11 protein-coding genes are annotated in these 14,257 nt (G+C 44.4%); 10 read left to right on the forward strand and 1 reads right to left on the reverse strand.

Annotated features, from left to right (window positions below; translation table 11 throughout):
- Window positions 1–82 precede the first annotated feature (82 nt).
- The 10 genes from pbpC (at window position 83) to rluF (ending at window position 12,871) form a co-directional block, all read left to right on the forward strand.
- Window positions 83–2,404, forward strand: coding sequence for a peptidoglycan glycosyltransferase PbpC (gene pbpC / locus GKR61_RS15125; RefSeq protein ID WP_154600227.1), 2,322 nt, complete (start codon window positions 83–85; stop codon window positions 2,402–2,404).
- A gap of 288 nt (window positions 2,405–2,692) precedes the next feature.
- Entirely contained in the window at window positions 2,693–3,118 is a 426-nt protein-coding gene (gene ndk, locus GKR61_RS15130) for a nucleoside-diphosphate kinase (protein ID WP_036949497.1), read from the forward strand.
- Between the two features lie 225 nt (window positions 3,119–3,343).
- Window positions 3,344–4,489 (forward strand): bifunctional tRNA (adenosine(37)-C2)-methyltransferase TrmG/ribosomal RNA large subunit methyltransferase RlmN, encoded by a 1,146-nt coding sequence (locus tag GKR61_RS15135; RefSeq protein WP_410431076.1) that lies wholly within the window; start codon window positions 3,344–3,346, stop codon window positions 4,487–4,489.
- A 199-nt stretch (window positions 4,490–4,688) separates the two neighbouring features.
- Window positions 4,689–5,639 (forward strand): cytoskeleton protein RodZ, encoded by a 951-nt coding sequence (gene rodZ, locus GKR61_RS15140; RefSeq protein ID WP_154600226.1) that lies wholly within the window; start codon window positions 4,689–4,691, stop codon window positions 5,637–5,639.
- A gap of 178 nt (window positions 5,640–5,817) precedes the next feature.
- The gene (gene ispG, locus GKR61_RS15145) at window positions 5,818–6,939 is read left to right on the forward strand and encodes a flavodoxin-dependent (E)-4-hydroxy-3-methylbut-2-enyl-diphosphate synthase (protein ID WP_036949502.1); all 1,122 of its coding nucleotides are present in this window, start codon (window positions 5,818–5,820) and stop codon (window positions 6,937–6,939) included.
- Between the two features lie 213 nt (window positions 6,940–7,152).
- Window positions 7,153–8,430: a histidine--tRNA ligase gene (gene hisS, locus GKR61_RS15150; protein WP_036949504.1), complete on the forward strand. Its 1,278-nt coding sequence runs from the start codon at window positions 7,153–7,155 to the stop codon at window positions 8,428–8,430.
- 10 nt (window positions 8,431–8,440) lie between these two features.
- On the forward strand, window positions 8,441–9,064 hold the full coding sequence (locus tag GKR61_RS15155; protein ID WP_036949506.1) for a YfgM family protein: 624 nt from the start codon (window positions 8,441–8,443) through the stop codon (window positions 9,062–9,064).
- Between the two features lie 21 nt (window positions 9,065–9,085).
- Window positions 9,086–10,258 carry an outer membrane protein assembly factor BamB gene (gene bamB, locus GKR61_RS15160; protein ID WP_036949508.1) on the forward strand — a complete coding sequence of 391 codons (1,173 nt, stop codon included), beginning with the start codon at window positions 9,086–9,088 and terminating at the stop codon, window positions 10,256–10,258.
- Between the two features lie 128 nt (window positions 10,259–10,386).
- On the forward strand, window positions 10,387–11,865 hold the full coding sequence (gene der / locus GKR61_RS15165; protein WP_036949510.1) for a ribosome biogenesis GTPase Der: 1,479 nt from the start codon (window positions 10,387–10,389) through the stop codon (window positions 11,863–11,865).
- A gap of 127 nt (window positions 11,866–11,992) precedes the next feature.
- Window positions 11,993–12,871: a 23S rRNA pseudouridine(2604) synthase RluF gene (gene rluF, locus GKR61_RS15170; RefSeq protein ID WP_036949512.1), complete on the forward strand. Its 879-nt coding sequence runs from the start codon at window positions 11,993–11,995 to the stop codon at window positions 12,869–12,871.
- Between the two features lie 171 nt (window positions 12,872–13,042).
- On the opposite strand, the gene GKR61_RS15175 is transcribed toward rluF, so the two are convergent.
- Window positions 13,043–14,173, reverse strand: a complete 1,131-nt coding sequence (locus GKR61_RS15175) for a M4 family metallopeptidase (protein WP_154609821.1) — start codon at window positions 14,171–14,173, stop codon at window positions 13,043–13,045.
- Window positions 14,174–14,257: the final 84 nt, after the last annotated feature.

Consider the following 14,257-nt stretch of genomic DNA (forward strand, 5'->3'; position numbering starts at 1 on the left):
GATGAAGATAAAGAGGGAAGCGTGTGTTTCCCTCTTTTTTTAGTATCATAAAAACAAATAATAACTCTCGGTATATTGACGAATGAAGAGATGGCTACGTCGCATTGGGTGGACGCTACTGGTTTTGGTCGTGGTATTGCCACTGGCCTTTTTAGCAGCAGATAAAATTTGGCCTTTGCCAATCAAGCAGATTGAAATGGCACGCACGGTCGTCGCGGGGGATGGGACTCCGTTATGGCGTTTTGCCGATAAAGAAGGTATTTGGCGTTTCCCTGTTAAGTTGGACGAGGTTTCGCCGGAATATATTGACGCGTTATTAACCTATGAAGATCGCCATTTTTACCAGCATCCGGGGGTTAACCCATTTTCGTTAATGCGGGCGGCAGGGCAGTTAGTGAGCTCAGGACGCATTGTCTCTGGGGGCAGTACCATCTCAATGCAGGTGGCAAGGCTGATTGACCCACATGAGCGCACGTTTGGTGGCAAACTCAAACAGTTATGGCGTACTGCACAGCTGGAATATCACTATTCTAAAGATGAAATCCTCGAAATGTATCTTAACCGAGCACCTTATGGGGGGACGATTGAGGGCATAGGTGCTGCCAGCTGGGTCTATTTGAATAAATCCCCTGCAAAATTGACCGCAAGTGAAGCGGCATTGTTTGCGGTTTTACCACAAGCGCCAAGCCGTTTAAGACCTGACAGATACCCAGAACGGGCGCAAGCAGCACGAGATAAAGTACTCGACAGACTGGCTGAATACCAAGTTTGGAGCACTGAAAAAGTCAATGAAATCAAGCAAGAGCAAATCTGGCTTGCCCCACGTAAAAATCCGCATTTAGCACCATTACTGGCGCGTCGGATGGTCAAAGATTCCCAAGAATCCATCGTGGAAACTACCATTGATGCTAGCCTGCAAAAGCAGCTTGAAGATATGGCGATGAACTGGAAAAACCAATTACCTAAGCAAACTTCCTTAGGATTGCTGGTGGTTGATCACACGGATATGAGCGTGAAAGCGTATATCGGGTCGATTGATTTTCAGGATGATAGTCGCTTTGGTCATGTGGATATGATCAGTGCGTGGCGTTCACCGGGCTCAACACTCAAGCCATTTTTATATGCGCTGGCAATGGATGATGGTTTGATCCACGCCGAATCACTGTTGCAGGATGTTCCTCGTCGATTTAATGATTATCGTCCCGGTAACTTTGATAGCGGTTTTAATGGCCCTGTCAGTGTGAGTGATGCGTTGGTGCGCTCATTAAACTTGCCCGTTGTGCAACTGCTGGATGTCTATGGCAGTAAGCGTTTTGCGGCGCAATTACGTAATGTGGGCACAGAACTGCGTTTTCCAGTTGGCGGAGAACCTAACTTGTCGTTGATCCTCGGGGGAACGGCGGCACGAATGGAAGACTTAGTGTCAGCTTACAGTGCATTTGCTCGCCAAGGAGAAGTTTCTCCACTGCGTTATCGACCGACAGATGTTATCCGCGACCGCAAGTTAATGTCTCCGGGGGCCGCGTGGATTGTTCGCCGGATTATGGCAGGAGAAGCCCGCCCAGTCCCTGATGCTAATTTATCGGGACAGCCAAATCTTGCATGGAAAACAGGGACTAGTTACGGATACCGCGATGCTTGGGCTATTGGTGTGAACCCACGTTATACGATTGGTGTTTGGGTTGGGCGTCCTGATGCAACGCCAGTTGCAGGGCAGCTTGGCTATGCCACAGCAATTCCAATTATGAACCAAGTAAATAACATGCTGCTGACGCGAATTTATCAATCTCGAGAAGTGCTTCCGAAAGATTCAAGACCCGCGAGCGTTAGCCAAGCCGTGATCTGCTGGCCAGGGGGAACCTCATTACTGAAAGAAGATAGTAATTGTCGCCAGCGCCGTTTGAGCTGGATTTTAGATAATACGATTCCACCAACGCTAATGGCACGGGATCAAGAATCCTCTCTTGGACTCAGACAAAAAGTGTGGGTGAATGAGCAGGGGCTACAAGTTGCGCCAGATTGCCCAAATGCCCAAGAAAAAGAGATCCATTTATGGCCGATTACCGTAGAGTCGTGGTTGCCTGTAAGTGAAAAACGAATAAATCGACTGCCTAAGCCGGATGCCGTTTGTCCGCCGTTAAATCTTGAAATGCCACCATTATTAATTTCAGGTATCCGCGAAGGGGAGGTTCTCCAACGTTTACCCGGAAAAACCAGTTTAGACCTGCGTTTACTCACTCAAGGTGGACAAGGGCAAAAATGGTGGTTTTTAAACGGCGAGCAAGTGAACAATACCGAGCAAAATGGGGCAATTTTGCTGACGCTCGAAAAAAGTGGAAACTACCAAATATCTGTCTTAGATATGAGCGGACAGGTCACCGCTATCAACTTTAAGGTGAAGTAATAGCATAAAACGACGACTTAATTAAAAATCTAGCATTTTTTGCTATGAAAAGATTAACAAAATGTTGATGTGACTGTAGGAAATTGTAATCCAAGCCCCTATAATCAACGCCCTATTTTTCTGCTTCCTAACATCAGGAATAGAAACAATATAAAAAACTACAACAGGCACATATTCTTGGTTCTTCATATGCCCCTCTTGAAATTCTAGTGGAAACATTGGGTTAAATAAGAGAAACAAAGCAGAGAATAAAGAGTAAAAGTCAAGTCAATCGCTAAGAGGTTATTTATGGCTGTTCAACGTACATTTTCTATCATCAAACCAAACGCAGTTAAGAAAAACGTCATCGGTGCAATTTACAACCGTTTTGAAAGCGCAGGCTTCAAAATCGTTGCTGCTAAAATGATGCACCTGACTCGTGAACAAGCTGAAGGCTTCTACGCTGAGCACAAAGGTCGTCCTTTCTTTGATGGTCTGGTTGAATTCATGACTTCTGGTCCAATCATGTTACAAGTGTTAGAAGGCGAAAACGCAATCCAACGTCACCGTGACCTGATGGGCGCAACTAACCCAGACAACGCATTAGCAGGTACTTTACGTGCTGACTACGCGGACAGCTTCACTGAAAACGCAACTCACGGTTCAGATTCAGAAGAGTCTGCTGCACGTGAAATCGCATATTTCTTCACTGCTGACGAAATCTGCCCACGCTAAGGCGTTCTCAATAATGCATTAGCATTATTGTTATAATATTTGTACAATATGTCGCCCTGTTAATCATCGCGTTAACAGGGTGATTTATTTTTTAGTCGTCCCGACTAATCGCAATCCCAATTTACGTCGTGCTTTTCGCACTGCCGAAAGTGTAATAACGAGGCAAACTCAATGTCTGATATGACTACCAATGCACAATGTGCAACTCCTTCTGCTGTATCTGCTATGCCAGAAAAAAATGGGCAGCCAGAAAAAAGCGGTCAAAAAATTAACCTGCTCGATTTAAACCGCAAGCAGATGCGCGAATTTTTTGCTGAGCTCGGCGAAAAACCGTTCCGTGCAGACCAAGTTATGAAGTGGATTTACCACTATTGCTACGATGATTTCGAGCTAATGACCGATATCAACAAGGTGCTACGCGCGAAATTAACCGAAGTCGCTGAGATCCGAGCACCTGAAGTGGCTGATGAACAACGTTCATCCGATGGCACGATTAAGTGGGCTATCAAAGTCGGTGATCAACTGGTTGAAACGGTGTATATCCCTGAAGCTGATCGCGCAACACTGTGTGTTTCTTCTCAAGTTGGCTGTGCACTGGAATGTAAATTCTGTTCTACAGCCCAGCAAGGTTTTAACCGTAACTTGCGTGTTTCCGAAATCATCGGACAGGTTTGGCGTGCGGCTAAAATCATCGGTTCGTTGAAGTCTAGCGGCCGCCGTCCTATCACCAACGTGGTGATGATGGGGATGGGGGAGCCGTTATTAAACTTAAATAACGTGGTTCCTGCGATGGAAATCATGTTAGATGATTTTGGTTTCGGTCTATCAAAACGCCGCGTAACAATTTCCACCTCAGGCGTGGTTCCTGCACTGGATAAGTTAGGCGATATGATTGATGTTGCGCTGGCTATTTCTCTGCATGCACCAACGGACGATGTGCGTGATGACATCGTACCAATCAATAAGAAATATAATATCGAAACATTCTTAGCTAGTGTGAATCGTTATTTAACGAAATCCAATGCGAATGCGGGACGTGTCACGGTTGAATATGTGATGCTTGATCATATTAACGATAGCGTTGAACAAGCCCACCAACTCGCGGAATGTTTGAAAAACACACCAAGCAAAATCAACTTGATCCCATGGAACCCGTTCCCAGGAGCGCCATATGGTCGCAGCTCCAACAGCCGAATTGATAGATTCTCTAAGGTATTGATGGAATACGGTTTTACGACTATAGTTCGCAAGACTCGTGGTGATGATATTGATGCTGCATGTGGGCAACTGGCAGGGGATGTTATTGATAGGACGAAACGTACCTTGAAAAAACGCCTTGCTGGGGAACCTATCCAGGTAAAATCAGTCTGATATATAGATAATATCTAATCAGTGAGTTAGGTTATAATTCGGGGCGTTTTATGGTTAGGCAAAACGCCCTGGTTCGCCTACAATAATTAAAGCGGCATATCTTCTCTACTGTTGTTGGAAACTATGACGTAATCAGACGGGTAAAGTAGCGTAAAATCTGCTTTATATTTATTAAACTTGGAAATAGTGTTGCCAGCTAATGACTATCGAAAATAATACCGAACAAACTTCTATCACTGTAGGGCAATTATTATCCCGCGCTCGCGAGCGTATGGGACTAACGCAAGAAACAGTTGCGGAGCGACTGTGTCTTAAAGTGAGTACGGTAAAGGAAATAGAACAAGATATTCATCCTGCGGGCGTAGAGCCTACGTTTTTACGTGGTTACATTCGTTTGTATGCACGAATGGTTGGTATCCCTGAAAATGAAATTACGTCTCTGTTAAAAAGTGATGTTCCCGCACAGTCCCCGAATGTTTCCCCAATGCAAAGCTACTCATTAGGCAAAAAGCGTAAAAAACGCGAAGGTTGGCTAATGAAATTGACGTGGCTGATCGTGATTGTTTTAATTGCGATGATTGGCGTTTGGTGGTGGCAAGATCATAATGCTCAACAGAAAGATTTGTTGTCGATGGCTAACCAAAATGAAGCCTTGGTTCAACAAGATACTAGTGAACCCGTAAACAATATTGCGGTTGATATGCCACTTGCGACTGACAATAGCACTGTACAAACCGACCCACTGGTCGATCCTGCACCAGTATTGACGGACACCCAAACAGCAACGAATACAGATGCAGAAGGGGTGAGAACAATCCCGCTGCCAAATGCGCCGCAAACAACACCTTCTGTTGACAGAGCCCAAGCAGATGTTTCTCAAACAACGGATATGCCAGCCGCAACAGGTAATGGTTTAACGTTAAGTTTCTCTGGTCAATGCTGGTTAGAAATTCGTGACGCAAACAATAAAGTTTTATTTAGCGGCATGAAAAATAACGGCGACAAATTAGAACTTGATGGCGCACAACCTTACCGTTTAAATATCGGTGCGCCAGCCAATGTGACGGTGCAATTCCAAGGTAAAAATGTTGATTTAAGCCGCTTTATCAAAGCGAAACGTTCCGCGAAATTTAAGTTGCCAGAAGCATAAAAATATTACGAAATTAAAGAAGCAAACTATATCCTAAAACACTCTTTGTGATAGTTTATAGTTTGCTTTCTTGTGTATAGTGGGGCGCGTTAAAGCAATGACCATACACTATGCCATGATATTAAAGAGCGCCATGGTATTAAAATGAGCACATGGATGTTCGGAGAATTAAACAAAAATGCATAACGAATCACCAATCAAAAGACGCAAATCCACCCGTATTTATGTCGGTAATGTTCCTGTTGGCGACGGCGCACCTATCGCTGTTCAATCAATGACCAATACCCGTACAACCGATGTCGAAGCCACTGTTCGCCAAATTAAAGCCCTTGAACGTGTTGGGGTAGATATTGTGCGCGTATCAGTACCCACGATGGATGCCGCAGAAGCCTTTAAATTAATCAAACAGCAAGTTGATGTCCCTCTGGTCGCTGATATTCACTTTGACTACCGTATTGCCTTAAAAGTGGCAGAATATGGTGTTGATTGCTTGCGTATCAACCCGGGAAATATCGGTAGTGAAGAGCGAATTCGCCAAGTGGTTGACTGCGCTCGTCATTACAATATTCCTATTCGAATTGGGGTGAATGGCGGCTCGCTGGAAAAAGATATTCAAGAAAAATACGGTGAACCGACACCAGAAGCGTTGGTTGAATCAGCCATGCGCCATGTGGATATTTTGGATAGATTGAACTTTGATCAATTTAAAGTCAGTGTGAAAGCCTCTGATGTATTCCTTGCTGTGGGCTCATATCGTCTGCTTGCTCAAAAAATTGACCAACCACTTCATCTAGGTATTACTGAAGCGGGCGGTGCGCGCTCAGGTTCTGTGAAGTCAGCTATCGGTTTAGGTATGCTGCTCTCTGAAGGTATCGGGGATACACTGCGTATTTCGCTTGCTGCCGATCCTGTTGAAGAAGTGAAAGTAGGCTTTGATATTCTGAAGTCACTGCGTATTCGTTCCCGTGGTATCAACTTTATTGCTTGCCCAACATGTTCACGCCAAGAGTTTGACGTGATTGGCACGGTGAACGCGTTAGAGCAGCGACTTGAAGACATTATCACGCCAATGGATGTGTCTATCATCGGTTGTGTAGTGAATGGTCCTGGTGAAGCTGAAGTGTCCACATTGGGTGTCGCGGGTGCGAAAACCAAGAGTGGATTCTACGAAGATGGTATTCGTCAAAAAGAGCGTTTTGATAATGACAACATTATTGATCAGCTAGAAGCTAAAATTCGAGCCAAAGCGGCAATGCTAGACGAGAGCATGCGAATAAATGTTAATCAGATAGATAAATAATATTTAGAAACTGGCTCATCATGAGTCAGTTTTTTATTTATCACCGTGATTAGCAGTGTTAATCACGGTCATTTTTTCTTAAAATTACGCCATAGCGACCAAAATCAACAGATAATTCCCGATTCCACGGTGGTTTTGCAGTTTGTTGATTGAACCTGATGACATTTCGCTCTTATAATCGACCTTATGTAATTCTGAAAATAGAGAAATAAAGTGGGAAAAAATATCCAAGCCATCCGAGGCATGAATGACTACTTGCCAGCAGATACTCGAGTGTGGCAAAAAATCGAAGCAACATTGAAGAATATTTTACAGGGTTATGGTTTTAGCGAAATTCGTACCCCGATTGTAGAGCAGACCCCGTTATTTAAACGGGCGATTGGTGAAGTGACTGACGTTGTTGAAAAAGAGATGTATACCTTCAACGACCGTAACGAAGAGAGCCTCACACTGCGCCCAGAAAATACCGCAGGTTGTGTCCGTGCCGGTATTGAGCATGGTTTGCTGTACAATCAGGAACAGCGCTTATGGTATTTAGGGCCAATGTTCCGTTATGAGCGTCCACAGAAAGGCCGCTATCGCCAATTCCATCAGCTAGGTGCTGAGGTGTTTGGTCTGGCAGGTCCTGATATTGATGCGGAAGTGATCTTAATGACTGCCCGCTGGTGGCGTGCACTTGGGATCAGCGAGCATGTTACGCTGGAACTCAACTCAATCGGTTCATTAGAAGCTCGCGCAAACTACCGTGATGCGTTAGTCGCTTTCCTGGAACAGCACAAAGATAAGCTGGATGAAGATTGCAAACGTCGTATGTATAGCAATCCTCTGCGTGTGCTGGATTCTAAAAATCAAGACGTTCAAGCATTATTAAATGATGCGCCAGCGCTGTTTGATTATCTGGATGCGGAATCTCGCGAGCATTTTGATGGACTGTGCAAATTATTAGATAACGCGGGTATTAAATACCGTGTTAACCAACGCTTGGTGCGTGGTTTAGACTACTATAACCGCACTGTGTTTGAGTGGGTGACAACTGCGCTAGGTTCCCAAGGTACGGTCTGTGCGGGTGGACGTTATGATGGTCTAGTAGAACAACTGGGCGGTCGTGCAACACCTGCAGTTGGCTTTGCAATGGGTATGGAACGTATGGTTCTGCTGGTTCAAGAAGTGAACCCAGAGTTCATCGCAGATACATCCGTTGCCGATGTGTATCTGGCTTCTTTTGGTGAAAATAGCCAACAAGCTGCATTGTTAGTTGCAGAAAAAGTGCGTGATGAACTGCCAACTCTGCGTTTAATGACTAACCACGGTGGCGGTAACTTTAAGAAGCAGCTCGCGCGTGCCGATAAGCAAGGGGCAAAAATTGCTCTGATCTTAGGTGAAGACGAAATCAATAATAGCCAAGTGACGTTGAAAGATTTACGTACTGGTGAGCAAGAAACTATTTCACAGCAACTAATGGCATCGCGTATCGCCACGCTGTTAGGTTAAGGAGAGACAAGTGGAAGTCTATACAAACGAACAAGATCAAGTTGAGGCGATCAAACGTTTTTTCGCTAACAACGGCGTTGCTTTAGTGGTTGGACTGGTTATTGGTGTCGGTGGTGTATTTGGTTGGAACTATTGGCAATCACACAAGTCGAATGTGTTGCAAGAAAGTGCAGCAAAATACGAGGCCGTCAATACTCAGTTACGTTCAGGTTCAGCGGAAGGTATTCAAGCTGCACAAAAATTTGCAGCAGAAACTAACGACGTTTACAGTTCAATGACTGGGCTGGAACTGGCGCAAGTTTTTGCTGATAAAGGCGATTTAGCAGGTGCTGAGAAAGCATTGACTGACGCATTAGCGAAAGCAAAAACCGCTGATTTGCAAGATGTGATTAACCTGCGTTTAGCGCGTATCCAACTTGCACTCGGTAATGCGGATGCGGCTATCGCCTCTGTTGCTAAGATCCAAGGTAAGTCATGGCAAGCTACGGCACAGGATGTCCGTGGGGATGCTTTACTCCATAAGGGTGATAAATCCGGCGCTAAAGCGGCATACACTCAGGGGTTAGAAAGTGAAGGTTCTCAATCACTCAGAGGTATTTTGACTCTGAAATTGAACAACGTATCTAATTCATAAGAAGAAAGGAAACGACACACTATGCAGTTGCGCAAAACTCTTTTGGTAGGCCTGGTTGCTTCAGCTTTACTTGCCGGTTGTTCCAGCGAAACTGATTCTATTGTGATGGCGCCATTACCACAGGTTGAGAATCAATTTACACCTTCTATTGTTTGGGATAAATCCGTCGGTAATGGTGTTGAGCAGTTCTATTCTGAACTTTCTCCTGTTTGGGATGGTTCAGCAATTTACGCTGCGGATCGTAAAGGCTTAGTTAAAGCGCTAGAACTTGATAGCGGTAAAGAACTGTGGTCTGTCGATTTATCAAAACGTACTGGTTTTCTTTCTGCCAATTTATCTGCGTTACTGTCTGGTGGCTTGACCATTTCTGATGACAAAATTTTCATCGGTACTGAGCGTGGTACAGTTATCGCGCTAAATAAAGAAAATGGTGAAGTGTTGTGGGATGTGGAAGTGGCAGGCGAAGCCTTGTCCAAGCCTGTCGTGAGTGGCGACATGGTGGTCATCCACACGAGCAATGGTCAATTACAAGCGCTGGATACAGCGACAGGCGCGATTAAGTGGACAGTGAATATGGATACCCCATCACTGTCATTACGCGGTGAGTCTGCGCCTGCGATTGCATTTGGTGCGGCTATCGTTGGTGGTGATAATGGTCGAGTGAGTGCCGTCCTGCTGTCTCAAGGTCAATTAATTTGGCAACAACGCATCTCTTTAGTCACCAGTTCAACAGAAATTGGTCGTCTGAACGATGTAGATATGACGCCTGTGATTGATGATGGCAAAGTGTACGCGATTGCTTATAACGGCACATTGGCGGCACTGGACATGCGTTCAGGTCAAATGTTATGGAAGCGTGATTTAGGCTCCATCAATGACATGGTGTTATCGGGTGATAACCTGTATTTAGTTGACCAAACTGACCGCGTGCTGGCTGTTCGTAAGAGCGACGGCGTGACATTATGGACTCAAGATCAGTTACTAAACCGTGGATTATCTGCGCCAGAAGTCTATAACGGCTATATTGTTGTGGGTGACAAAGAAGGTTATCTGCACTGGTTAGATACCAGCACAGGTGGCTTTGTGGCTCAAAATAAACTGAACAGTTCAGGGATCCACAGCCGCCCAGTCATTGCGAGTGATAAACTGATGGTTCAGACAAGAAACGGAACAGTTTACCTGTTAACACGTTAATTTTCTGACAAGCAGACAATTTATCGATAAAATAAACGGTTCCTGAATACAGGGGCCGTTTCGTTTTTTGTTTTCTGAGTTTAGCCTCAGAATTCTATTAGTTAATTAAAGTTGTGAGGCACTGAAGAATGATACCCGTCGTAGCGCTGGTTGGGCGTCCAAACGTAGGAAAATCCACGTTATTTAACCGATTAACCCGTACCCGTGACGCACTTGTAGCGGACTTTCCCGGTCTGACCCGTGATCGTAAATATGGTCGTGCAGAAGTTGAAGGGCACGAATTTATTATTATCGACACTGGTGGTATCGATGGTACTGAAGAGGGCGTAGAAACCCATATGGCGGCTCAGTCGCTTCAAGCGATTGAAGAAGCTGACGTTGTTCTTTTCATGGTAGATGCAAGAGCAGGCTTAATGCCAGCGGATGAAGGCATCGCTAAGCACTTACGCAGCCGCAAGAAAAAAACGTATTTAGTTGCCAACAAAACTGATGGTATTGATGCCAATATCGTTGTTGGTGATTTCTATTCACTGGGTCTTGGGGAAATTTACCCTATTGCTGCCTCTCATGGTCGTGGTGTCACTCAGTTAATTGAACACTCTTTAAAACCTTTTATTGAGGTTGAAGACGAAGAAATCGAACTTACTGACGAAGAAGCGAATGCTGCGTATTGGGCTGAGCTGGAAGCAGAAGGTGAATTCTCCGAAGACGAAGAAGATGATTTTGACCCGAGTACATTGCCAATAAAGCTGGCTATCGTAGGGCGCCCAAATGTGGGCAAATCTACCCTAACTAACCGTATTCTCGGTGAAGACCGTGTGGTCGTCTTTGATATGCCGGGTACCACCCGTGACAGTATTTATATCCCAATGGAGCGTGATGAGCGTGAATATATTCTCATCGATACCGCTGGGGTACGTAAGCGCGGTAAAGTGACTGAAACTGTAGAGAAATTCTCAGTGATCAAAACGCTGCAAGCGATTGAAGATGCTAACGTGGTCTTGCTGGTTATCGATGCTCGAGAAGGTATCTCTGACCAAGATTTATCGTTACTAGGATTCATTTTGAACGCAGGCCGTTCATTAGTGATTGCAGTGAATAAATGGGATGGCATGAAGCCTGAAGATCGCGAGCATGTCAAAGATATGCTGGAACTTCGTCTTGGCTTTGTAGATTTTGCCCGTATTCACTTTATCTCTGCGCTACATGGTAGCGGCGTGGGTAACTTGTTTGAATCTGTGCAAGAAGCGTATGAATCAGCGACTCGCCGGGTTGGTACTGCACTGTTAACACGTATTATGAAAATGGCGGAAGATGAACATCAGCCACCATTGATCCGTGGTCGCCGCGTGAAGATGAAATACGCGCATGCTGGTGGTCATAACCCACCAATCGTTGTGATCCACGGTAACCAAGTTTCTGATTTACCAGATAGCTATAAACGTTATTTAATGAACTATTTCCGTCGTTCATTAAATGTAATGGGAACGCCAATTCGTATTCTGTTTAAAGAGGGTGAAAACCCATATGCAGATAAGAAAAATAAACTGACACCAACCCAGTTACGTAAACGTAAGCGTCTGATGCAGCACTTGAAAAAACGCTAATCGCCAACTGTTAGCGCGATAAACAGACTAAAGCCGTAACCCAATTAGGTTGTTACGGCTTTTTACTATTATTTATTAGCTCGCCACAGCCCTAAAATTTAAGTTGTTTTAATGACTGAGGAAAACCATGGAAATCAATTCAACCACACGCCTGAATAAATATATTAGCGAGAGCGGTATCTGCTCTAGACGTGAGGCTGATCGTTATATCGAGCAAGGCAATGTGTTCATTAACGGTAAACGCGCAGGCATTGGCGACCAAGTTTCCGCGGGAGACGTGGTCAAGGTCAATGGTCAGTTAATTGAACCGCGCAATGAAGAAGATTTAGTCTTGATCGCGTTGAATAAGCCTGTTGGGATTGTCAGTACCACCGAAAGTGGCGAAAAAGATAATATTGTGGACTATGTGAATCACAGTACCCGTATTTTCCCTATTGGTCGTTTAGATAAAGATTCCCAAGGATTGATCTTCCTGACGAACCATGGCGACTTAGTGAATAAAATCTTACGTGCAGGTAATGATCACGAGAAAGAGTACATTGTCACCGTGAACAAGCCTGTGACCGATGAATTTATTCGTGGCATGGGCGCGGGGGTACCAATTCTCGGTACCATGACGAAGAAATGTAAAGTCAAAAAAGAGGCTCCGTTTGTTTTCCGTATTACGCTGGTTCAGGGGTTAAACCGCCAAATTCGTCGTATGACCGAACATTTTGGCTACGAAGTTACGAAGTTAGAACGCGTGCGGATTATGAATGTGAGGCTCACGGGCATTCCTGTGGGGGAGTGGCGCGACTTAACCGATGATGAGCTTATCGAGTTGTTTAATTTGATTGAAAAATCAGAGTCCGATGTTAAACCGAAAAAAGCGGCAAAATCTCAAGCGCGTAGCAGTAGCGGGAAAGCAGTAGGAAAGCAAGGTGCGGGTAGCCAAAAGCCGAAAGCTAATGCAGAACCACCGAAAAAGAAATTTACCCAGCCAGGACGTAAAAAGAAAAAACGTTAATTGGGCAAGAATGAAGCAAAAGATATTGAAGTGAGAAAAGGCTGAGGATGAGTGACCTAAAACTCATGTGTACTTGGCCTTTTTATTATGATTTTCGATCAAAGTCTTAGATAAAAGTCAGCCTCTTTGTGGGCCGACAAGGGCGTAATAATTACTTATTACACTTCATTTTTATTGAACACGTAACCCAACATCTAGCCAGCATTGGCGAGTTGCCAATTCAATTTGATCACCAAACAGATTTTTTGCTGAGCGAATTGTTGCCTGAGCAAATTCAATAAACGTCGCCGTATTCGAGACGCTCGGATCTGACACCGCTGCAACCCAGATTTTCCCTGCTATTTCCCAAGAATAACCACCTATTTTTGTTGCCAGTAAATAGAAGGCTTTGTTTGGAATGCCTGAGTTAATATGCACACCGCCATTATCGACATAGCGAGGTAAATCGCGATATTGATCCATATGTCCCACTTGCGGGTCATTATTTGATTTAGTGAAATAGTATGCTGTACCCGGATTTTTCATTGAACGTAATGCAGGTCCCTTTCTCTTATCAATAAATAAGTTTTCGCCCAGTAACCAGTTGGACTGTGTCGCAGTTTGCTTTTGAACATATTGCTTCACCATGATGCCTAATACGTCAGCAACAGATTCATTTAATGCACCAGATTGATCGACATAGTCAAAATCAGCTTGTGAGCCAATGTATCCATGAGCGAGTTCGTGAGCGATTATGTCAATATCGTTGTAGAACGGGCCAAAAATAGTTCCATCACCATCCCCAAAGAAAATAGCTTGAGAATTCCAAAATGCATTGGAATAGTTTTTGTCATAATGGATAACCGCATTGATATCAGCATCACAACCAAACATCTGATCAATATTGAGTTTCTCCTTAAGGAATGAGCGGATCAATCCAATAGCAGCGAACACGCGATGTGCTGGTTCAGTCGGTGCCACTTTATCTTCTTCTCGCATAATAACGGCGAAATCGTTATGCGCCATATGCTCATCAACTGGCATTTCTTCGCGGCGACAAATCGGTAGGCTAGAGTGGTTGTGAGTGTAATTTTCTACACGTTGTTGGGCATCACGGATCACTCGGTTGTAGGTGCCGCCGGCGATGCTACAAGTGCTAGCCAGTAATTGACGTTGATAGTTCGCATCTTCTTCTGTGTAAGTGCGGCTCATGATGTCATTGATATGAAATAAGGTTGATTTTAAATCATTGCATTGGCTTTCTTGATAGAAGTGAGAGATTAAGCTAGGTGATAATAGTGAACGACCAAGTATCTGATTCATTTATAACTCCATTTTGTTTGACGAAATGGAATCATAAACGGTTGTGATTTTATTGTAACTACATGATAATTAAGTAATTAAATC

This window comes from Providencia sp. wls1916, from assembly GCF_009706585.1.
Taxonomy (GTDB): domain Bacteria; phylum Pseudomonadota; class Gammaproteobacteria; order Enterobacterales; family Enterobacteriaceae; genus Providencia; species Providencia lanzhouensis.